This window comes from Synechococcus sp. A15-28 (assembly GCF_014280175.1).
In the GTDB taxonomy this organism is placed as follows: Bacteria; Cyanobacteriota; Cyanobacteriia; order PCC-6307; family Cyanobiaceae; genus Parasynechococcus.
In genome coordinates, this window is the sequence record NZ_CP047931.1 from 838,702 (window position 1) to 859,367 (window position 20,666).

23 protein-coding genes are annotated in these 20,666 nt (G+C 63.1%); 12 read left to right on the top strand and 11 right to left on the bottom strand.

Annotation, left to right across the window (positions count from 1 at the left end; genetic code table 11):
• Entirely contained in the window at positions 1 to 807 is an 807-nt protein-coding gene (locus SynA1528_RS04495) for an LCP family protein (RefSeq protein WP_186587886.1), read from the top strand.
• Here the strand turns inward: SynA1528_RS04495 and psbP are convergent, their stop codons facing one another.
• On the bottom strand, positions 808 to 1,362 hold the full coding sequence (gene psbP / locus SynA1528_RS04500) for a photosystem II reaction center PsbP (protein WP_286187903.1): 555 nt from the start codon (positions 1,360 to 1,362) through the stop codon (positions 808 to 810).
• 79 nt (positions 1,363 to 1,441) lie between these two features.
• Between psbP and recR the strand changes: the two genes are divergently transcribed.
• Both recR and lipA read left to right on the top strand, forming a co-directional pair.
• Complete coding sequence (gene recR / locus SynA1528_RS04505; protein WP_186587888.1) at positions 1,442 to 2,020, top strand: recombination mediator RecR; 579 nt, start codon at positions 1,442 to 1,444, stop codon at positions 2,018 to 2,020.
• 179 nt (positions 2,021 to 2,199) lie between these two features.
• Positions 2,200 to 3,099 (top strand): lipoyl synthase, encoded by a 900-nt coding sequence (gene lipA / locus SynA1528_RS04510; RefSeq protein WP_186587889.1) that lies wholly within the window; start codon positions 2,200 to 2,202, stop codon positions 3,097 to 3,099.
• Here lipA and SynA1528_RS04515 read toward each other — a convergent pair.
• Together SynA1528_RS04515 and SynA1528_RS04520 are read right to left on the bottom strand one after the other, a co-directional pair.
• The gene (locus tag SynA1528_RS04515; RefSeq protein ID WP_186587890.1) at positions 3,084 to 3,605 is read right to left on the bottom strand and encodes a hypothetical protein; all 522 of its coding nucleotides are present in this window, start codon (positions 3,603 to 3,605) and stop codon (positions 3,084 to 3,086) included. The genes lipA and SynA1528_RS04515 overlap by 16 nt on opposite strands.
• Positions 3,602 to 4,561, bottom strand: coding sequence for a DUF952 domain-containing protein (locus SynA1528_RS04520; protein ID WP_186587891.1), 960 nt, complete (start codon positions 4,559 to 4,561; stop codon positions 3,602 to 3,604). Before SynA1528_RS04520 ends, SynA1528_RS04515 begins: the two co-directional genes overlap by 4 nt.
• A 58-nt stretch (positions 4,562 to 4,619) precedes the next feature.
• On the opposite strand from SynA1528_RS04520, the gene SynA1528_RS04525 reads away from it, so the two are divergent.
• Positions 4,620 to 4,769, top strand: coding sequence for a hypothetical protein (locus SynA1528_RS04525; RefSeq protein ID WP_186587892.1), 150 nt, complete (start codon positions 4,620 to 4,622; stop codon positions 4,767 to 4,769).
• Positions 4,769 to 4,957 carry a hypothetical protein gene (locus SynA1528_RS04530; RefSeq protein ID WP_186587893.1) on the top strand — a complete coding sequence of 63 codons (189 nt, stop codon included), beginning with the start codon at positions 4,769 to 4,771 and terminating at the stop codon, positions 4,955 to 4,957. Before SynA1528_RS04525 ends, SynA1528_RS04530 begins: the two co-directional genes overlap by 1 nt.
• Here SynA1528_RS04530 and trhO read toward each other — a convergent pair.
• The 5 genes from trhO to lysA are packed head-to-tail and all read right to left on the bottom strand — an operon-like array spanning position 4,909 to position 9,840.
• Positions 4,909 to 5,859, bottom strand: coding sequence for an oxygen-dependent tRNA uridine(34) hydroxylase TrhO (gene trhO, locus SynA1528_RS04535; protein WP_186587894.1), 951 nt, complete (start codon positions 5,857 to 5,859; stop codon positions 4,909 to 4,911). The genes SynA1528_RS04530 and trhO overlap by 49 nt on opposite strands.
• On the bottom strand, positions 5,856 to 6,833 hold the full coding sequence (gene bioB / locus SynA1528_RS04540; protein WP_186587895.1) for a biotin synthase BioB: 978 nt from the start codon (positions 6,831 to 6,833) through the stop codon (positions 5,856 to 5,858). Before bioB ends, trhO begins: the two co-directional genes overlap by 4 nt.
• Positions 6,830 to 7,612 (bottom strand): undecaprenyl pyrophosphate synthase, encoded by a 783-nt coding sequence (gene uppS, locus SynA1528_RS04545; RefSeq protein ID WP_186587896.1) that lies wholly within the window; start codon positions 7,610 to 7,612, stop codon positions 6,830 to 6,832. Before uppS ends, bioB begins: the two co-directional genes overlap by 4 nt.
• Positions 7,609 to 8,439, bottom strand: a complete 831-nt coding sequence (gene cdaA / locus SynA1528_RS04550) for a diadenylate cyclase CdaA (protein WP_186587897.1) — start codon at positions 8,437 to 8,439, stop codon at positions 7,609 to 7,611. The genes uppS and cdaA overlap by 4 nt, the downstream gene beginning before the upstream one ends.
• Before the next feature lie 21 nt (positions 8,440 to 8,460).
• Positions 8,461 to 9,840: a diaminopimelate decarboxylase gene (gene lysA, locus SynA1528_RS04555; protein ID WP_186587898.1), complete on the bottom strand. Its 1,380-nt coding sequence runs from the start codon at positions 9,838 to 9,840 to the stop codon at positions 8,461 to 8,463.
• A 56-nt stretch (positions 9,841 to 9,896) separates the two neighbouring features.
• On the opposite strand from lysA, the gene rimI reads away from it, so the two are divergent.
• The 5 genes from rimI to SynA1528_RS04580 all read left to right on the top strand — a co-directional run bounded on the left by rimI (position 9,897) and on the right by SynA1528_RS04580 (position 15,650).
• On the top strand, positions 9,897 to 10,340 hold the full coding sequence (gene rimI, locus SynA1528_RS04560) for a ribosomal protein S18-alanine N-acetyltransferase (protein WP_186587899.1): 444 nt from the start codon (positions 9,897 to 9,899) through the stop codon (positions 10,338 to 10,340).
• A gap of 192 nt (positions 10,341 to 10,532) precedes the next feature.
• On the top strand, positions 10,533 to 13,070 hold the full coding sequence (locus SynA1528_RS04565) for an ATP-dependent Clp protease ATP-binding subunit (protein ID WP_186587900.1): 2,538 nt from the start codon (positions 10,533 to 10,535) through the stop codon (positions 13,068 to 13,070).
• Entirely contained in the window at positions 13,070 to 14,170 is a 1,101-nt protein-coding gene (locus SynA1528_RS04570; protein WP_186587901.1) for an iron-containing alcohol dehydrogenase family protein, read from the top strand. The genes SynA1528_RS04565 and SynA1528_RS04570 overlap by 1 nt, the downstream gene beginning before the upstream one ends.
• Entirely contained in the window at positions 14,167 to 15,030 is an 864-nt protein-coding gene (locus SynA1528_RS04575; protein ID WP_186587902.1) for an alpha/beta fold hydrolase, read from the top strand. The genes SynA1528_RS04570 and SynA1528_RS04575 overlap by 4 nt, the downstream gene beginning before the upstream one ends.
• Positions 15,027 to 15,650 carry an LmeA family phospholipid-binding protein gene (locus tag SynA1528_RS04580; RefSeq protein WP_186587903.1) on the top strand — a complete coding sequence of 208 codons (624 nt, stop codon included), beginning with the start codon at positions 15,027 to 15,029 and terminating at the stop codon, positions 15,648 to 15,650. Before SynA1528_RS04575 ends, SynA1528_RS04580 begins: the two co-directional genes overlap by 4 nt.
• A gap of 21 nt (positions 15,651 to 15,671) precedes the next feature.
• Here the strand turns inward: SynA1528_RS04580 and SynA1528_RS04585 are convergent, their stop codons facing one another.
• The 3 genes from SynA1528_RS04585 to SynA1528_RS04595 all read right to left on the bottom strand — a co-directional run bounded on the left by SynA1528_RS04585 (position 15,672) and on the right by SynA1528_RS04595 (position 18,479).
• Positions 15,672 to 16,547, bottom strand: a complete 876-nt coding sequence (locus SynA1528_RS04585) for a phosphatidate cytidylyltransferase (protein WP_186588276.1) — start codon at positions 16,545 to 16,547, stop codon at positions 15,672 to 15,674.
• A gap of 76 nt (positions 16,548 to 16,623) precedes the next feature.
• The gene (locus tag SynA1528_RS04590; protein WP_186587904.1) at positions 16,624 to 17,076 is read right to left on the bottom strand and encodes a septal ring lytic transglycosylase RlpA family protein; all 453 of its coding nucleotides are present in this window, start codon (positions 17,074 to 17,076) and stop codon (positions 16,624 to 16,626) included.
• Positions 17,073 to 18,479 (bottom strand): Orn/Lys/Arg family decarboxylase, encoded by a 1,407-nt coding sequence (locus tag SynA1528_RS04595; protein WP_186587905.1) that lies wholly within the window; start codon positions 18,477 to 18,479, stop codon positions 17,073 to 17,075. Before SynA1528_RS04595 ends, SynA1528_RS04590 begins: the two co-directional genes overlap by 4 nt.
• A 50-nt stretch (positions 18,480 to 18,529) precedes the next feature.
• Between SynA1528_RS04595 and SynA1528_RS04600 the strand changes: the two genes are divergently transcribed.
• Both SynA1528_RS04600 and SynA1528_RS04605 read left to right on the top strand, forming a co-directional pair.
• On the top strand, positions 18,530 to 20,179 hold the full coding sequence (locus tag SynA1528_RS04600) for an ABC1 kinase family protein (RefSeq protein WP_186588277.1): 1,650 nt from the start codon (positions 18,530 to 18,532) through the stop codon (positions 20,177 to 20,179).
• A 45-nt stretch (positions 20,180 to 20,224) separates the two neighbouring features.
• Positions 20,225 to 20,644: a hypothetical protein gene (locus SynA1528_RS04605; RefSeq protein ID WP_186587906.1), complete on the top strand. Its 420-nt coding sequence runs from the start codon at positions 20,225 to 20,227 to the stop codon at positions 20,642 to 20,644.
• The last annotated feature ends 22 nt before the right edge of the window (positions 20,645 to 20,666 follow it).

Sequence of the window (20,666 nt, forward strand, 5' to 3'; positions counted from 1 at the left end):
ATGGTCTCGCTTCTCACCAATTTGAGACAACGCCCGCTGTGGCAGGTGTGCGGGTTGGGGCTGGCGGCTGGATTGGTGATCTCGGTGCCGTTGGCCCGGCGCCATCCCCTGGCCGGTTGGTGGGGGCTTGGGATTGGCGAGGTGGTGGTGCTGGGTCAGGACGCTGGGGGCAGCAACACCGACACGATCTTCACGCTGAGGGTGCAGCCCGGAAGCACGCGCATCACGCAGATCCCACGGGATAGCTACATCAACCCAGATGGCTTCGGGGCGATGAAGATCAATGGATTGCTGAGGCGCGGTGGTCCTGAAGCCGTGGAGCGGGAGTTGACGCGGCTGATGAATCGGCCGGTGCGGCATCACGTTGTGGTGTCGCTTCAGACCCTGCCCTTACTGGCCAATCTGGTGGGCGGCATCGAAGTGGATGTGCCCAAACGCCTTTATTACGTGGATCGAACCCAGGATCTGGTGATTGATCTGCAGCCTGGGCGTCAGGTTTTAAGCGGCAAGGCCTTGGAAGGATTTCTGCGTTGGCGTAACGACGGACGCGGAGATTTCGGCCGTCTGGAACGGCAGCAAATGGCTCTGAAAGGTTTGGTGAATCGCCTGAGGCAGCCACAGAATCTGTTGAAACTGCCGGTGTTGCTTGGGGTCGTGCGCAGCCAGGTGAAGACCGACCTCAACCCCATTCAGATGGCGGGCCTGGCTGCAGGGGTGATCAGCACCGACCTCGACACAAAGCGATTGAAAGCGGTGCCGTTCAGTTCTGGTGGGATCAGTTATCTCGAAACCGAATGGCCGAATTGATCAGATCAGCAGATTCAGCGAGTGCACCACGCGCCCGCAGAGCTCATCCACCTTGTCCCAGCGGTCTTCGTTGACGCTGGTGGCCAGGGTGTAGAGGCGGCCACGGTCCACCACCACGGTCGCCAGTTCGTGGCGGTCGCGGTCCTCCAGGTGCACGGCGTACTCCAGGTCGTAGAAGGTGTGGCCATTCACCTCGCGCTCCTGCGCTTCAACAAGTTCGGCGGTGCGGCCGCTGCCGGCGGTGGCGATCACTTCACGGCGCAGTCGCTCTCCAACGGCGACAGCGCTGCCCAGTTCGCTGAGTTCGTTGCTTTCGTCCACCTTGTTGATCATCAGGCTGACGGTTTCGTCGCTGTGGATCAGGTCGTGGAACACCACCCGGGGGCCATTGCTCACCTGCACCTGGGTCCAACCGGTGGGATAGAGGAAGGCAAAGCGTCCATCAGGGCTCTGATACGACTGCAGCCCAGCGGTCGGCCCTGCGGCGCAGGCCCCCAGCACAAGCATCAGCACGCTGCACAGCAGGAGGCGGGAGAGGGGGCGGAGCAGCTGCATCAGAGCCGGAGCAGATCGGTTCATTCTGCCTAGAGTCCGATCCATCGGCGGCAGACCTCTGAGCGGCTTTACCAGACCGTTGGCCCGGCTGATCGATCAGTTCGAGCGTCTGCCCGGCATCGGCCCCCGCACGGCCCAGCGTCTCGCCCTGCACCTGCTCAACCAACCAGAAGAGCAGATCCGCCAGTTCGCCGATGCCCTGCTGGCGGCCCGCACCCAGGTGGGGCAGTGTCAGACCTGCTTTCATCTCTCCGCCGATCCGGAATGCGAGATCTGCCGCAACACGGAGCGCCGCAACGGCCTGATCTGTGTGGTGGCCGATTCCCGCGACCTGCTGGCCCTGGAGCGCACCCGTGAATTTCAAGGCCGCTATCACGTGCTGGGTGGCCTGATCTCGCCAATGGATGGCGTCGGCCCGGAGTTGCTCAACGTGACCCCACTGGTGGCGAGGATCAATCGCGAGGAGATCACAGAGGTGATCCTGGCGTTGACCCCCAGCGTGGAGGGGGACACCACCAGCATCTATCTGGCGCGCTTGCTCAAACCGTTCTGTTCCGTCAGCCGCATCGCCTACGGCCTACCGATGGGCAGTGAGTTGGAGTACGCCGATGAGGTCACCCTCAGCCGGGCCCTGGAAGGTCGTCGGCCGGTGGACTGAATTCACTGTTGCAACGCACACAACTTTCTGAAGAAAGTGGGGTGTTCCAGGCGACCGCGTCAGGGTTCCGTGATGATTTCCTTGCCGGTGACATCGCTTCGGGAGGGTGCACCCTCCCTGGTTGCCGGCACCCCCCGCTGACAGTCCTCCCGCCAGAATCGGGGGGAAGAGGACGTGGAATGAGCAAATACAGCAGCATGGCCCCGACGGAGCGACTGCCGGAATGGCTGCGGCGACCGATCGGAGATGCATCGGCTCTGGAACGGGTGCAGGGATTGGTCAAGCAGAACCGCCTGCACACCATCTGCGAGGAAGGGCGCTGCCCCAATCGCGGTGAGTGTTATGCCGCCGGGACGGCCACATTCCTGTTGGGTGGTTCGATCTGTACCCGCAGCTGTGCCTTCTGCCAGGTGGAGAAAGGCCAGGCGCCGATGGCTGTTGACCCTGCCGAGGCGCAGCGGGTGGCTGATGCGGTGGAGGCGATGCAGCTGAGATACGTGGTGCTGACGGCCGTTGCCCGCGATGACCTGGCCGATCACGGTGCCACCTTGTTCACCACAACGATGGCGGCGATCCGCGCCCGCAATCCTTTGATTGCCATCGAGGTGCTGACGCCGGATTTCTGGGGTGGGGTCCCCGATCGCAATCAGGCCATGGCGGCGCAACGAGAGCGGTTAGCCACGGTGCTGGCGGCGGAACCGGTTTGTTTCAACCACAACCTGGAAACGGTCCAACGCCTGCAGGGCGAGGTTCGGCGTGGTGCCACCTATGAGCGTTCCCTGGGGCTGTTGGCGGCCTCCCGGGAGCTAGCACCTCACATTCCCACCAAATCAGGGCTGATGCTGGGGCTGGGTGAGAGCCGTGATGAGGTGATCGCCGCGATGCGGGACCTAAGGGCTGTGGATTGTCAGCGCCTCACCCTGGGTCAGTACCTGCGTCCGTCCTTGGCGCACATTCCCGTGGACCGCTACTGGACGCCGCAGGAGTTTGACGAACTTGGGGCCGTGGCCCATGAGCTCGGTTTTGCCCAGGTGCGCAGTGGCCCGCTGGTGCGCAGCAGCTATCACGCTGCCGATTGATACCAGCCCCGCAGGCTGCGCTCCAGCACCTGCTCCACCGAACCGCTCATCAGCGCACCGGCGCCCCCCCACACCATCCGCAACGGCAGATCCCAAAGGGCGGCTGCCACATCCCGCTCCTGCTGAAACCCGCGCTGGCGGAAGTACCGCACCAGCCGGCGGTGCTGACGATCGTCATCGCGGATCGCCAGCAGCCAGGCTCTGCGGCAGGGGGTGGCCTCCAGGGCCCAGGCCATGGTCGCGGCCCAGACCAGATCACCCACGCCAGCAGAGGCTTGGGGAACCACGCGCATGGTGTCCAGTTGCAGGCCACGGCTGGCGCCATAGGCCCAACCTTTCATCTCACCCAGCAGTTGCGCTGTGCCCGTCGGCCCCGGGCAGGCCACCACCAGCCGCAGGCTCCAGAGCCCCAACGGGCGCCCCACCTGCAGCCGCAGCAGCCATCCCCGCGCGCGGGCCTGCACTTCCAGCTGCTCGAGCAGGGATGGCGATGGTGCAGGGCTCATCGTTGGCTCACCTTCCGCACGGCCTTGAGTGGTATGGGGCCGTACAGATGCGGAAAGAGTTCACCGGAGGGTATGGCGTCGGCCCGTAGGGGGGCATTCACCAGGGCCGGATCGATCTCCAGCAACAGCACATCGCCGGCATCGGCATAGAAGCGGTCGTAGGTCGGCTCCACCTGTTCACGCCAGGAACAGTGAATGAAGCCCACCTGTTCGAGCATCAGCGCCCTGGTGGAGACCCGGTACTCCCCTTGGTTCTGGGCCTGATGCCAATCCGAAGCGAGGGCCAGATGGAAGAGGGGTTGATCCGTTGGAACAGCGATGGCATCGGCGGGGAACAGGGGCTGCAGGCCGCCGGAATCCCAGGGATCGGCGCGCTGCATCAGTCGCTCGAACCCAGGAGCTTCCAGGAAGTGATTCAGCCAGCCACGCAATGGCTCCAGCTCAGGGTCAGCATCGAATCCCTGGGGATCTGCGATGCGCCACTGGCGCACGAAGGGCCACAGGGCTGCGTCGGCCAACCCCATCCGCTCACCGGTCAGCCAGCCGGTTTCACGGATGCGCGCACTCCAACCCCTGAGGATTGACAGCCCCTCCCGCTGGTGGACGGATGGATCCGCCCCTGGATAGCGGTCGCTGTACTTGAAGCGATCGAGGTGATGTTTGAACCCATCGTCGTTCTGCCGCAGCCAGGGATCCGGATCACCTGCACCCAGACAGTCCCTGGGGTCCGCCTGCGCAAGGGCCCAATGCATCAGCTCGAGGCTTTCCTCGATCACCGTGCCATCGGCGAGCACCAGCACCGGCACCGTGCCCTTGGGTGAGGCTTCAACCATGGCGGCGGGTTTGGCGCGCAGCTCGATCTCGCGCCACTGCACCAATAACCCTGCTTCCAACAAGGCCCAACGTGCCCGCATGGCGTATGGGCATCGCCGGAAGCTGTAGAGGATCGGCAGCATGAACTTGGCGTCGGAGTGTGGATGCGTTAAGCGTGGGGTCGAACGGTCTGATGCATTGATGCGAGCCCTGGTTCCGATTGGACTGCTCGCCTGGATGGTGGGTCTGTTCGTGGCCCACCACCAGATTCACGCCGGTGGTTGTGTCACCGAAGCGCGCTGGGCATCCCAGAACGATGAGGTGTACGACCGTGAACTGGAGGTGAACTGATGGCCCGCAAGCGCATTTCCTTCCGGGATCCGGTCTGGTTGATTCCCATGGTGATCGTTGTCCTGGGCTGTTCCGTTCAGACCCTCCACATGCTGGAGCACGGTCGTTACTGCAAAACGGATGCTGAATGGAAGGCGTTCTACGACGCCAAGCCATCGGACTCAGAGGAGGAGTCCGACGACTTCTGATCCATCTGCCGTTGGCGCATGGCGAACCGTGCCCGGTCGCTTTCCGAGAAGCGGTCGATGCAATGGAGACACTGCACTCCCTTGATGTAACTCGGTAACGACCGCTGGTCGGGTGAAAGCGGCAGCCCGCAGGCGTGGCAGAGGCTGTGTTCTCCGGGTTCCAGCTGGTGGTTGACGGCCACCCGCTGATCGAACACAAAACATTCACCCCGCCAACGGCTGTCCTTCTCAGGAACCTGCTCGAGATAGTTGAGGATGCCGCCCCTCAGGTGATGCACTTCACCGAACCCCTGTTGTTGCAGGTAAGTGCTGGCTTTCTCGCAGCGGATGCCGCCGGTGCAGAACATGGCGATGCGCTTTGGGGCGGTGCCGTTCACCAGGGGGCGAAGCTCGCTTTCAGCCCATTGCGGAAAGTCGCGGAAGCTGTCGGTGCCGGGGTCGATGGCACCGTCAAAACTGCCGATGGCAGTCTCGTAGTGGTTGCGGGTGTCGATCACCAGGGTGTCGGGGTCATCGACCAGGGCGTTCCAATCCTCGGGATCCACATAGGTGCCGACATTGATCCTGGGATCAACGCCTTCAACCCCCATGGTCACGATCTCTTTCTTGCGCCGGGCCTTGAAGCGACGGAACACCGACCGTTCCGCCCAGCTGCGCTTCACTGCCAACCGCTCGAAGTGGTGCTGTCCGAGGGTGAGCTGTCGCTGCAGGTGAGCGAGCAGGCTTTCCACCCCCGTTTCCGGACCACTGATCGTGCCGTTGACGCCTTCCTTGGCAACCAGAACTGAGCCGAGCACATCTTCTTCGCAAGCAAGCGGCGGCAAGGCGTTCAGCAAGGCCTCGCGCTGGTCGTCATCAAGGGGTGTGAAGGCGTAGAACGCCGCCACTAGCAAGCGGCTCATGCCGTGGTCTGGCACTCCTGCCAGTTGGCCTGAACCCCGGCGTCGGCGAGCAACTGACGGTCGGCCTCCACGTCCGGGTTGCCGGTGGTCAGCAGGACGTCGCCGTAGAAGATCGAATCGGCGCCAGCCTGCAGGCAAAGGATCTGGGCCTCACGGCTCATCGATTCACGGCCAGCGCTGAGCCGCACCCGCGACTGGGGCATCAGAATTCTGGCCGTGGCCACCATCCGCACCAGTTCCAGTGGTTCGAAGGGGGCTTGATCTTCCAGAGGGGTGCCCTCCACAGCCACCAGTCCATTGACGGGCACGCTTTCCGGGTGAGGGTTCATGGAGGCCAGCACCTGCAGCATTGAGGCGCGATCCCGCAGGGTTTCCCCCATGCCGATGATGCCGCCGCAGCACAGGGTCACCCCGGCTCGGCGCACCCGCTGAAGGGTTTCCAGTCGTTCCTGATAGGTGCGGGTCGAGATGATCCGCTCGTAGTGCTCAGGGCTGGTGTCCAGGTTGTGGTTGTAGGCGGTGAGCCCCGCTTCCGCCAGCCGGTCCGCCTGCTGATCGGTGAGCATCCCAGCTGTCACGCAGGCCTCCATGCCCAGGTTCCGCACGCCCCGCACCATCGAGAGCATGGCTTCAAACGGAGCCCCATCGCGGATCTCCCGCCAGGCCCAGCCCATGCAGAAGCGATCGGCGCCGGCCTCTTTGGCGGCCCTGGCCCGTTGCAATACCGGCTCCACCTGCATCTGAGCCTCGAAGGCCGTCACATCACTGCTGTTGTGGATCGATTGAGAGCAGTAGGCACAGTCTTCTTCGCAGCCGCCGGTTTTCACGCTCAGCAGGGAGGCCAGCTGCACCCGGTAGCCCGGGTTGGCGGCTCGGTGCACGGTCTGGGCCTGCCAGAGCAACTCCATCAGAGGCAGTTCCAGCAGCGCCTGGATTTCGGCGATGGTCCAGTCGTGGCGGATCGTGAGCGTCATGGCGTGAGTGGATCAAGGCCTCCGAAGCGGCGGGAGCGGCTCTGGAAATCGAGCAGGGCTTGTTTCAGGGCCTTCTCGTTGAAATCAGGCCAGAACACATCGGTCACGTGGATTTCGGCATAGGCCAGCTGCCAGAGCAGGAAGTTGCTGATCCGGTGTTCGCCGCTGGTGCGAATCAGCAGATCAGGATCCTGCTCGCCGGCGGTGAACAATTCCGCCGCCAGGCTGTTTTCATCGATGTCTTCGGGAGCCAGATCGCCGTTGGCGGCCTGGCGCGCCAAGCGCTGGGCCGCACGCACCAGCTCCCGCCGACCGCCGTAATTGGTGCAGACGTTGAAGTGAATGCCGCCGTTGCCGGCGGTTCGATCCGTGGCATCGGAGATCAGCTCCTGCAATTTGAGCGGCAGGGCCTCCAGATCCCCAAGGAAACGAATGCGCACCTGCTCTTCCTCGAGGGTGCGCAACTCCCTCTGCAGCACCCGTTCAAACAGGGTCATCAGGAAATTCACCTCATCCCCTGGCCGAGACCAGTTCTCCGTTGAGAAGGCGTAAGCGGTGAGGGCACCAATACCCCAGTCACTGCAGAGCCGAAGGGTCGCCTTGAGCGCTTCCACTCCGGCGCGGTGACCCATCACCCGCGGCAGCCCCCTGGATTCCGCCCAGCGGCCGTTGCCATCCATGATCACGGCCACGTGCGCAGGCAACCGCTCGCGATCAAGCTCCGGCGGGCAGAACTTGGACGCAGTGAGGTCGTGGCTGGTGGCCGGTGGTCGGCTCAAGACAGCGATTCAGCCGATGAGTTCCCCACCGTACGTCGTGCTGGTGGCCTGGATTCCGCTGCGCTGAACAGTTCCCGCAGGAGCTCCTCCAGCCTGGAACTGGTGATGGGTCGTTCGAGTTTGCCCTGGTTGGACAGAGACAGGGTGCCGGTCTCTTCCGAAACAACGATGCAGATGCAGCGATCGAACCGTTCTGTTATTCCGAGAGCTGCCAGATGTCTGGTTCCGTAGCGACTGACGCTGTGGCGGGAGAGCGGCAGGATCACGCCGGCTGCTTCAATCCGATTGCCGCGCACCAGAACAGCGCCATCGTGCAGCGGTGTGTCAGCGGCAAAGAGATTCAGCAACAGCTCGCGACTCAGTTGGGCACCGATCGCAACGCCTGGGTTGAGAAAGTCCTCAGGGCGTAAATCGCTGCCCATGTCGACAACGATCAGGGCTCCACGACGCTGCTGCGAAAGGCGACCCGCTGCCTCGGTGATCTGGGTCACGGTGCCGGCATTGCCCCGGAACTCCTTCTGTGGATTGCCGAGCAACACGGCCAACCTGCCGGTGCCGAGCAGTTCCATCAGACGTCTCAATTCTCCCTGCCAGAGAATGGCCAACGACAATGAACAGGCCAGTACCAGCGCGTCGACCAGCTTCGACGTGAGCGGTAGGTCGGCATATCGCTGGACGAACCAGGCCAGGGATACCAGGAAGAGGTATCCCCTCAGCAACCACAGGGTTCGAGCTTCGTTGACCCTGGAGAACAGCAGAAAGCCGATGGCAGTGGCAAACAGAACGTCAAGGACCAGGCGCGGATCCACCACCGCCAGCACGTTCACCAAGCCAACTTCATACTGATATCAAAGTAACGCTCTGAACCTGTCTGGCAGGACGTCGTAGCGCAGCAGATCATCCGGCTGCTCCCGCTTCTGCACGAGTTCGGAACTGCCGCCCTTCACCACCACGGCTGCTGGTCGCGGGATCCGGTTGTAGTTGGAGCTCATTGATGCGTTGTAAGCGCCGGTGGAGAACACGGCGACGATGTCTCCGCTGCGGGTGGTGGGCATCGGCAGATCCTTCAGCAGCACATCACCGGATTCGCAGTGCTTACCCACCAGATTCACAGTCTCTTCCGCAGGGGCCAGCGGACGGTCGGCCAGACAGCAGGTGTACAGGGATTGGTAGGTAATCGGTCTGGGGTTGTCACTCATGCCACCGTCGACGGCAACGTAGGTGCGAATGCCGGGGATGGTCTTGCGGGAGCCCACGGTGTAAAGCGTGACCCCGGCGGTGGCGACCAGGGAACGCCCCGGCTCACACAGCAATCTGGGCAGCTCCAATTGCCGATCGCGGCAGGCCGCTGTGACGGCCTCGGCCACCACCTTCACCCATTGCTCGATGGTCGGCGGATCGTCTGAGGCCACATAGCGAATTCCAAGGCCACCCCCCACATTCAGGTCTTCCACGGGATGACCCATGTCTCGGGCCAGCTTGAAGGCATCGGCCATGACCGCTGCCAGGTCCCGATGCGGCTCCAGTTCGAAAATCTGGGAGCCGATGTGGGCGTGGAGGCCGGTGAGTTTCGCCCAGGGTTGATCAACCAACTGTCGAAGCACCGACTCCAGCAGGTCGGGATCAAAGCCGAATTTGCTGTCCAGGTGACCGGTTTGGATGTACTCGTGGGTGTGGCATTCGATGCCGGGGGTGAAGCGCAGCATCAGCCGGGCTGGCGGGCTGCCGGCGGGCACCAGCTCCGCCAATCGATCCAGATCGTGCTGGTTGTCGACGACGATCGTGACGTTGTTGTTGTAGGCGAGCAGGAGCTCGTCGTCGCTCTTGTTGTTGCCGTGCAGCACCATCCGTTCGCCGGGCACGCCCCCCTGGAAAGCCGTCAGGAGTTCGCCGGCAGACACCGCGTCGAGGCCAAGGCCCTCGGAGGCGGCAATGCTGCTCATCAGCAGTGAGCTGTTGGCTTTGGAGGCGTAAATCGGCAGGGAGGGACCGGGGTAGTGCTGCTTCAGGGCATCCCGATAGGCCCTACAGGTGCCTCGCACCGTCTCCTCATCCAGCACGTAAAGGGGTGTGCCGTAGCGCTGGGCAAGGTCGCTCAGAAGGCACCCACCCACCATCAGCCGATCGTTGTCATCCAGATCGGTGGTGACCGGCGCCAGGTTGCGGTTGGGACTGGCGGTATCTCGGTCCGCTTCGAAGGGCTTCTGGCTGGCGATGGCTTGGGTCACGTCGGGCCTGCGAAGAGGGCCAATGTAGGAATCGGACTGACCCAGGCAGGTTCAGGGTGACCGTCACCGATCTCGATTCCAGCTGGTTGGCCGCATGTCTTGGGCTGGATGAACGAGCTCTGAACGGGTTCTGGACTGTTCAGCAATGGCGCCGTGAGCTGGAGGATCCCCGTCGTCTCTGCCTCGGGCTGGTCAAGAACCAGCGGTTGTTGGGAGTGGCCTGCGGCTGGTTGGTCGTGGATGAACTGCACATCACCGTGGTGGCAGTGGATCCCGATGAGCGTCAACGGGGCCATGGCCGTTGTCTGCTGCTGGCGCTGTTGCAACGGGCACGACAGGACGGTGCGGCCCACGCCACCCTCGAAGTCAGCGATGACAACATCGCCGCCCTCGCCCTTTACAACCGCGCTGGTTTCCGAACCGCCGGTCGTCGGGAGGGTTACTACAGAGACGGTTCCGACGCCCTCATTCAATGGTGTCGGTTGACCCCCGAGGAGTAGCTCCGGTCGGCTTTTGGTGTTGTTCGGTTTCCCGTCCCTGGGAGACAAAAAAGAACGAAATCTTTTTGATCTTGTTGTTAATTTTCTTCTGCGACAGGCCTGTACCCGACTGGAAAGTGACCGAACCGACCGAACACTCGCATCGGCCTCACAGTCCTGATAGCTTGGTCACACTTACGTATCGGCCTCGCGATGTTCGAACGTTTTACTGAGAAGGCCATCAAGGTGATCATGCTGGCCCAGGAAGAGGCTCGCAGGCTCGGTCACAACTTCGTTGGCACGGAGCAGATTCTTCTGGGTCTGATCGGAGAAGGCACTGGCGTCGCCGCCAAGGTTCTGAAGTCAATGGGTGTCAACCTCAAGGACGCCCGGGTTGAAGTGGAGAAGATCATCGGCCGTGGATCCGGCTTTGTGGCGGTCGAAATCCCCTTCACCCCACGAGCCAAGCGTGTGCTTGAGCTCTCTCTTGAGGAGGCTCGTCAGCTGGGGCACAACTACATCGGTACCGAGCATCTGCTGCTGGGTCTGATCCGGGAAGGTGAAGGTGTGGCCGCCCGCGTGCTCGAGAACCTGGGGGTTGATCTGGCCAAGGTCCGAACCCAGGTGATTCGCATGCTGGGTGAAACCGCTGAAGTCTCCGGCGGCGGCGGCGGTGGTGCGAAGGGTTCCACCAAAACGCCAACCCTTGATGAGTTCGGCAGCAACCTGACTCAGATGGCCACCGAAGCCAAGCTGGATCCGGTGGTCGGCCGTCACAACGAGATTGATCGGGTCATCCAGATCCTGGGCCGCCGCACCAAGAACAACCCAGTGCTGATCGGCGAGCCTGGGGTGGGCAAAACGGCCATCGCTGAAGGCCTCGCGCAGCGCATTCAGCAGGGTGAAATTCCCGACATCCTTGAGGACAAGCGCGTTCTGACCCTTGACATCGGTCTCCTGGTCGCCGGTACCAAGTACCGCGGTGAGTTTGAGGAGCGACTCAAGAAAATCATGGAGGAGATCAAGTCCGCCGGGAACGTGATCCTGGTGATCGACGAGGTCCACACCCTCATCGGCGCTGGTGCTGCCGAAGGTGCCATTGATGCGGCCAACATCCTCAAGCCAGCTCTCGCCAGGGGTGAGTTGCAGTGCATCGGAGCCACCACTCTCGATGAATACCGCAAGCACATCGAACGAGACGCTGCTCTGGAACGTCGTTTTCAGCCCGTCACCGTTGGCGAGCCTTCCATCGATGACACCATCGAAATTCTGCGGGGCCTGCGCGAGCGCTATGAGCAGCACCATCGTCTCAAGATCACCGACGACGCCCTCATCGCAGCAGCAACCCTTGGCGATCGGTACATCTCCGACCGTTTCCTTCCCGACAAGGCCATTGACCTGATCGATGAGGCGGGTTCACGGGTGCGTCTGCTCAACTCCAAGCTTCCCCCCGAAGCCAAGGAGGTGGATAAGGAATTGCGCACCGTTCAGAAACAGAAAGAGGACGCTGTCCGCGACCAGGACTTCACCAAGGCCGGTGAACTGCGTGAAAAGGAGGTTGAGCTCCGCGATCAGATCCGTGCCCTGCTTCAGGCCAACCGCGGTGATGCGCCCACCGAAGCTCAGCCTGAAGCGGAAACCGCAGATGCAGCGCTATCAGACTCCGCGGAGTCGTCGCCGATGGTGAACGAAGAGGACATCGCTCAGATTGTTGCCTCCTGGACCGGTGTTCCTGTTCAGAAACTCACCGAAAGCGAATCGGTCAAGCTCCTAAACATGGAGGAGACGCTTCATCAACGTCTGATCGGTCAGGACGAAGCGGTCAAAGCGGTGTCCAAGGCCATCCGCCGGGCTCGTGTCGGCCTGAAGAACCCCAATCGACCCATTGCCAGCTTCATCTTCTCCGGTCCCACCGGCGTCGGTAAGACCGAGTTGACCAAGGCTCTAGCGACCTATTTCTTCGGCAGTGAGGAGGCGATGATCCGCCTCGACATGTCGGAGTTCATGGAGCGCCACACGGTCAGCAAGCTGATCGGTTCTCCTCCGGGTTATGTCGGCTTCAACGAAGGAGGTCAGCTCACCGAGGCTGTTCGCCGTCGTCCTTACACCGTGGTGCTCTTCGATGAAATCGAGAAGGCGCATCCCGATGTGTTCAACTTGCTGCTGCAGCTTCTGGAAGATGGTCGTTTGACTGACTCCAAGGGCCGCACGGTCGACTTCAAGAACACCTTGGTGATCATGACCTCGAACATTGGTTCGAAAGTGATCGAGAAGGGTGGCGGTGGCCTCGGTTTCGAGTTCTCCGGTGAAAGTGCGGAGGAGTCGCAGTACACCCGGATCCGCTCTCTCGTGAACGAGGAGTTGAAGCAGTACTTCCGGCCTGAATTCCTCAACCGACTCGACGAAATCATCGTCTTCCGTCAGCTCAGTCGCGACGAGGTGAAGGAGATTGCCGAGATCATGTTGAAGGAGGTGTTCGGCCGGATGGGCGAGAAAGGCATCACCCTCACCGTTTCCGATGCGTTCAAGGAGCGCCTTGTGGAGGAGGGTTACAACCCGGCCTACGGAGCTCGTCCCCTGCGTCGCGCCGTGATGCGGTTGCTGGAGGACTCTCTGGCTGAGGAGGTGCTTTCCGGTCGGATCAAGGACGGGGATCATGCTGAGGTGGATGTCGATGACGACAAGAAGGTCGTCGTTCGCCACAAGGGCCTGGCTGAGACCTCTCCCCAGCTGGCAGGTGCAGCTGTCTGATGGTTCTGTCCATCTCCTCCCACGCCATCGCCCCTGCGGCGGTGTTGCGGGGGGAGGGTGCCTGGCAGGGGGCGTTGTCGAATATCAGTGCCCTTTGCTTCCGCCCTCTCCTGCTGGGTCGAAGCCGCGCCACATTCAGTCTCAGGGACGCTCTTGCCAGCGATCTCGTCGGGGCGGGCCTTGCCCCCCAACGGGCCGAGCTTCAGTTCGATTGCTGCGAAGACGACCTTCAGCGGCTCATGCACGAAGCCTCCGACTGTGATGCCGTCGTGGCTGCCGGTGGAGGCAAGGTTCTGGATGCCGGCAAGCTGCTGGCCCACCGGCTTGGGCTGCCATGCATCACCGTGCCCCTTAGTGCTGCCACCTGCGCAGGTTGGACGGCGCTCTCCAATGTGTATTCCACCCAAGGTGCCTTCCAGGGCGATGTGGCCTTGGAGCGCTGTCCTGAGTTGCTGGTGTTTGACCATAGCCTTGTTCGCCAGGCTCCCACTCGAACCCTGGCCAGCGGCATCGCCGATGCCCTGGCGAAGTGGTATGAGGCGTCGGTCAGCAGCAGCGACAGCAGTGATGGATTGGTGCAGCAGGCCGTGCAGATGGCCCGCGTGCTTCGGGATCAGTTGCTGATTGATGGGCCTCTGGCCCTTCAGGATCCCAACAGTGCGGCCTGGGCCCGTACGGCAGAAGCCTGCGCCCTCACCGCCGGTGTGATGGGTGGATTGGGGGGTGCCCGTTGCCGCACCGTGGCGGCCCACGCCGTTCACAACGGCCTCACCCAGTTGCAGGCCTGCCACCACGTCCTTCATGGCGAGAAGGTCGGCTTCGGAATCCTGGTGCAGCTCCGCCTGGAAGAACGCCTTGGTGGCAACCGCCTGGCGGGGCAGGCGCACCGTCAGCTGCTGCCGCTGATGCGGCAGTTGCAGCTTCCCGTGAGCCTGGATGATCTCGGTTTGTCCGCCGCCAGCCTCAGTGACCTGCGGGAGGTGTGTGCTTTCGCCTGCCGCGAAGGTTCCGACCTGCACCACCTCCCGTTCGCCGTTACCCCTGGAGCGTTGCTGGAGGCGCTGGTGGGGGCCGCTGAACCCATCCCCGCTGTGCCTTGAAGTCTCTGCTGGATGGTCTTGTTCCAGGGTTGCTGGACCCTCAGGCCAGGGCTCTGGCACTGGAGGTGGAATGGTGGCCGTTGCCGGATCTTGATGTTGATCAACCCTTCCCGGTCGCTGTTGTCGGAGAGGGCCCTCCCCTGTTGATGCTGCATGGATTTGACAGCAGCTTTCTGGAATATCGCCGCCTGGTGCCATTGCTCGCCGAGCGCTTCCAGCTGGTGATCCCTGATCTGTTCGGCTTCGGCTTTTCTCCGCGTCCGCCCCAGGCGTCCTACGGCCCTGAAGCCGTGTTGCGACATCTCGACGCTCTGCTGGCGCATTTGGAAGCGGATGGTCCGATCGATGCGATCGGAGCCTCCATGGGGGGAGCCGTTGCGGTGGAGCTGGCCCGACGCCAGCCCGAGAGGATCAAGGCGCTGTTGCTGTTGGCGCCTGCTGGCCTGACGGGGCGTCCCATGCCGGTTCCGCCTCTGCTGGATCGGCTCGGGGCCTGGTTTCTGTCCCGGCCTGGGGTGCGTCGCGGTCTGTGTCGTCAGGCGTTTGCGGATCCCGATGGTCAGGTGGGTCCACCGGAGGAGCAGATCGCATCGCTGCATCTCCAATGCCCGGGTTGGGCCGAAGCACTGGCTGCCTTTGCCCGCAGTGGTGGTTTCGCCGGATGCGGCGTGCCGTTGCCACCCCAGCCCTTGCATGTGATCTGGGGCGCTGACGACCGGATCCTGCGGGCACCGCTCAAGCGGGACGCTCAAACGTTGCTGCAGAACCCGGCGGAGACGTTTGAGGCCTGCGGCCATCTTCCCCATATCGATCAGCCTCAGCGGGTTGCTGACCGCTGCCTGGAACTGCTGGGTCGATGAGCGATCCCCTGCTTCAGCTGATTTCCACTGGTCTGCGGCTCTGGATCCGAAGTCGCTGCGACCAGGTGGGGGATCTGGACCTCACGCTGCAAGGGTCGTCCCTGGGTCTGATGCGGGGCCGGCTGCAGGGGGCGGTTCTGTCAGCACGGGATGTGCGCTTCGAAGGGTTGCCGCTGCAGCATGCCGAGATCAGCAGTGGACCGATTCAGGTGGATCTCACCTGGCTGCGTCCAGGCCGGATGCTGGCCCTGAAGGAGCCGTTCCAGGTGAGCGGCACGGTGTCGATGCCCGGTCAGCCCCTCGGCGATGCCCTGCTGTCGGAGCGTTGGCGTGAACTTGGGGATTGGCTTGCAGAGCAACTGATGGGTCTGAAGCCCCTGGGGCAACTGCGGATCGAAAACGATGAACTGGTGTTGAAGGCATCGGTTGCAGCGCAGCGGGACCCGATCCGCAAATGCTTTCGTCTGCGAGCCGAAGGGGGCACTGTGGTGCTGTCGGCCTCAGATTCCCCTAAGACCCGGGCGGTGTTGCCGATGGATCCTGCGATCAAGATCACCGATGCGAACTTGGGGGCAGGATTGTTGAACCTGAAGGGGCACGCAATCGTAACTCCGGAGTAACGATATATTTTCTGAATCGTGCTAGCCGACGTTGATCAGCGGTTGGGCAAGGGTCAGTAGTGCGAACAGGACGGCCGGGGTCAGCAGATAGCTGTCAATGCGATCCAGGATCCCGCCATGGCCAGGCAGCACGTCTCCGGAGTCCTTCAGTCCGGCATCGCGTTTCATCATCGATTCGGTGAGATCTCCCACCAGGGCGATCAGGGCCACCACTGCGCCGACGCCCACCCCTGGCAATCCCCAGAGTGGCCATCCCATCACCCGCGCGCAGATCAGGCCGACGGCCATGGCGCATCCGAAGCCTCCGAGAGCGCCTTCCACTGTTTTCGAGGGTGAGATCGGTGACAGGGGAGTGCGGCCGTAACGCTTGCCGAACGCCCATGAACCGATGTCGCTGGCCACGATCATCAGGCAGCTCGACAGGGTGATGGCCAGCCCGCTGCTGCACAGTGCGGCTGTTCCAGGAGCCAGGGCTGGATCGGAAAGGTTGCGCAGGGCCAGCCAATGGCTGGGCAGAAAACCCAGATAGAACAACCCGAAGATCGAGGCGGCAATGTCGGCGATCGATCCGGTCACCGGCTGCAGCAGCAGCCAGGCGCAGATCGCGGTGCCCGCCAGGGGCAGCACGGCAGCCGACAGCGCTTCTGGCCAGCCGCTCTGAACAGCCGCCCACTGGGTGGTGATCAGCAGAAGCTGGCAGGCCACCAGGGTTGTCTTGGTGGCAGGGCGGATCCCTTTGAACTGAGCCATGCGGAAGAACTCCAGCAGGCCCAGATGCACGATCACACCGACCCCGAGCGTGAGCCACCAGCCCCCCAGCAGAACCACCAAGGCTCCGAAGCCGCCGATGGCCAAGCCACTGCGAAGACGCTTGCGCAGGCTCTGGGCGGCACGCATTGACGGAATGGAAGGGGACAAGACCTCTCTGATCACACTGGCTGGAGGACCTGCGGAATCAGGCTAAACAATGGCCTCAGGGAAGGATCTCCAGACGCACGGAGATCTCGCCGGCTCGCATCATCCGCAGCTCACTGGCCGCCCCATGGGCCAGGTCGATCACCCTGTGATACCGAAACGGTCCACGGTCATTGATCCGCACCACGACGCTGCGGCCGTTGTCGAGATTGGTGACCCGCACCCGGGTCCCGAAGGGGAGGGTCCGATGAGCTGCGGTGAAGGTGCCCTTGCGCAACCGCTCACCACTTGCGGTCTGGCGACCGTAAAAGCCAGGCCCATACCAACTGGCAGCACCGTTGACCACCCGCAGCAACCGCGGCGTCGCCGCTGGTCTTGGGACCCTTAAGGGCTCAACGGCGTCTTCGACCTGAAACTCCTCAGCGCTGGGACTGCTCCAGGCTGGAGCAGGAGTGAGCAACAGGATCAGGGCCAGGAGGGGCATGCCAAGGCCATGGCTGATCCGATTCAAGCGACCTTGGCCAGGACGGCAAGACTGCCTGGAATCTGATCCCCCCAGAGCTTGCGTTGCTCCAGCAACCAGCGCAGCCGAGCCCCATCGAGCCGCTCCCCTGGCACCAGCAGTGGAATACCAGGGGGGTAGGGACAGAGCAGATCCGCTGCAATGGTGTTTTCCGCCTGCTCCAGCAGGCAGAGGCGATGGGGTGCCCGCCATGCTTCGGCGACAGCGATTTCCGGTTGCGCCACCAGCGGCAGGGGTGATGGCGACAGGGGCGGTTGAGGTCTGCGGCCTGGATGAGCCTTCAGCAGCTGCTGCCAGGCACGGCGCAATGGCCGGCGCAGTCCTCGCTGGTCGCCAAGCCCGAGGCAGAAGGTGAGTGTCGCGGGCTCCGGCAGTTCCGCCACCAGTCCCCTAGGCAGAAGCCAGTCGTCGGCATCGAGACCGTTGATGCCGGCCTGCCCCGTTTGCAGCACCAGCCGAAGCGGGTCTTCCGTTGTCAGCAAGGGCAGCCCATCGCGGCGCAGCTGGTCCCGCAGGGTCCGGGCCTGGATCAGGCGCTGACCCAGCTGTCGGCGTCCCGCCGGGCCGTGCCAGTGCAACAGCGCCGCTTCACAGGAGGCCAGCAGCAGAGCGCTGGGGCTGGTGGTCTGCAGCCAGCCCAGGCTGCGCTCCAGCGCAGTTGTGTCCACACGCTCCCCCTGCTGCCAGAGCACGGCGGTCTGCGCCAATCCCGTCGCTGATTTCTGCAGGGAATGCACCACCAGATCCGCCCCTCCCCGCAGGGCACTCGGCGGCAGCTCCGGATCCACCTCTGCAGCGAAATGGCTGCCGTGGGCCTCATCCACCAGCACGGGCCAGCCCTTTTGCTGCAGGCGCTGAATCAGCGGTGCGGGGTCCAGCCCATAGCCCTGATAGGTGGGATGCACCAGCACAGCCGCACTGATCGGCGGATGCTCGGCAGGAAGGGCCGCAAGGACCCTCTCGATCCAGGCTGCATCGGCCGGAGCAGGGTGACCGCGGTCGTGCAGGTGGGGCAGATCGAACAGAAGGGGCGTCAGCTGTCCGAGCAGGCAGGCCTGAATCAGGCTGCGGTGGGCGTTGCGAGGCATCAACACCGCCTCCCCTGGGCGGCTGATGCCCAACAGGGCCGCCTGCAACAGCCCCGTGGCGCCGTTGACGCCGTACCAGCAGCGGTTGACCCCCATCGCATCCGCCGCGGAACGCTGGCTGTCGGCCACAGCTCCTTCGCTCTCCAGCGGGCCTCCCAGCGCCGGTAGTTCCGGCAGATCCCACAGACCCGCCCGACGCTGCAGCAACCGCCGCATCGCCGGCGGCAGGGCAGCGCCGCGCCCATGGGCGGGAAGAAACAGGGGCCGACCGACGTCTCGATGCAGCAGAGGCAGCAGGGCCATGGGATCCAGTGGGATCTCCTTAGAGTCTGATGCTGTTCAAGGCAGTGGCGATGCGATACGACCCCAGCCGCGATCTGCGCTGGTTGCTGCTGCGTCCGTGGATTGCCATTCCTCGGCTGATTCAGGTGTTGTGGTCCCTTGGGGGCCTTGTGTTGGTGCTGCTGCTGCAGGGCGGCAGTTCGGAATCAGGGGTGCAGCAAACGTTGGCCCGTCGCATCCTCAACACCCTCACCGGGCTGGGTCCCTGTTTCATCAAGGTGGGTCAGGCCCTGTCCACCCGTCCTGATCTCGTGCGCCGGGACTGGCTGGATGAACTGACCCGCCTGCAGGACGACCTTCCCGCCTTTCCCCATGCCTTGGCCCTGGAGCGGATTGAGCAGGAGCTCGGTGCCCCGGCCCATGAGTTGTTTGCTGAGTTTCCCGACGCTCCGATCGCGGCCGCCAGCCTTGGACAGGTCTACAAGGCACGCCTGGAGGGGAATGCCTGGGTTGCCGTCAAGGTCCAACGCCCCAACCTCACCTTCATCCTGCGCCGGGACCTGGTGCTGATCCGTCTGCTCGGTGTGCTCACCGCACCCCTGCTGCCGCTCAATCTCGGCTTCGGTCTCGGGGGCATCATCGATGAGTTCGGTCGCAGCCTGTTCGAGGAAATCGACTACGTCCAGGAGGCTGACAACGCTGAACGCTTCGCCAGCCTCTTTGCCGAGAACGACACGGTTTACGTTCCACGGGTGGAGCGGATGCTCAGTTCCACCCGGGTGCTGACCACCACCTGGATCGACGGCGCCAAGATGCGCGATAGCGAGGAACTGCAGGCGCTCAGACTCGATCCGGCAGCACTGATCCGCACCGGGGTGATTTGCGGCCTGCAGCAATTGCTGGAGTTCGGCTATTTCCACGCCGATCCTCATCCCGGCAACCTCTTCGCTCTGCAGGGCCGCAGCGGCGACCTGGGCCATGTCGGCTACGTGGACTTCGGGATGATGGATTCGATCAGCGACAGCGATCGGCTGACGCTCACCGGTGCCGTCGTTCATCTGATCAACCGCGACTTCGTTGGCCTGGCTGAGGATTTTCAGAACCTCGGCTTCCTCAGCCCCACTTCAGATCTCACGCCGATCGTGCCGGCCCTGGAGGAGGTGCTTGGCGGCAGCCTTGGCGATTCCGTTGGCTCGTTCAATTTCAAGGCGATCACCGACCGCTTTTCAGAGTTGATGTTCGACTACCCCTTCCGGGTGCCGGCACGCTTCGCTCTGATCATCCGGGCGGTGGTCAGTCAGGAGGGGCTGGCCCTGCGCCTCGATCCAAATTTCCGCATCATCGCCGTGGCCTACCCCTATGTGGCCCGTCGCCTGCTGGCGGGCGACACCAGTGAGATGCGCGAGAAGCTGCTGGAGGTGATCTTTGATGCGGATGGACGTCTCTGCCTGGATCGATTGGAAAACCTCCTCGCGGTGGTCGGCCAGGACGCTCCGGCTCCTGGTAAGGAACTGCTCCCGGTGGCCGGGGCCGGCATGCGCCTGTTGCTGAGCCGGGATGGTGCTGATCTGCGCAAGCGTCTTTTGCTCACCTTGATCCGCGACGACCGGTTGCACATCGACGACGTTCGTGCGCTGATGGGACTGCTGGCCCGTACATTCGGCCCTGGGCGGATCGCGGGTGGTCTGTTGCAGCGACTCAATCCCCTCGCAGCCGCTTGATCAGTTGCCGCTAGGGTCACCCCTCCAAATCTGTCTGAGGCGTCGATGCCCGAGGAGATCACCGCGGAGCAGCTCGAGATGCTGCTGCAGCTGGCCGTGTTGCCCCAGCCTCCCTATCTGATGGCCGGCGTTGGGCTGTTGATGGGTGTGCTTTGTGGTCTGACCTTTGGCCGCCAGGTGCAGGACAAGCTCGATGGCTGGAAGCAGGATCGTCTGCCGCTCCTTCCCCTGGCCACAGCGGAGATCAGCCTCAGCTTTACGGGGATCCTGATCGGGATCACCTTGTTCATCGGCTGCTGTCTGCAGATCTTCGGCTTCGCCGCGGGTGTGGCCCTGCTGGTGGCCCTGCTGCTGTCTCTGCTGACGGGTGGGGCACTGTTCGCTCAGCTGGAGCGGTTGATGCTGCAGGTGGAGAGCGGCAACTTCAAGGCCGTGGACTTCGACAACTTCGATGAATTCTTCTGATTCACCTTGTTGGTGAATGACT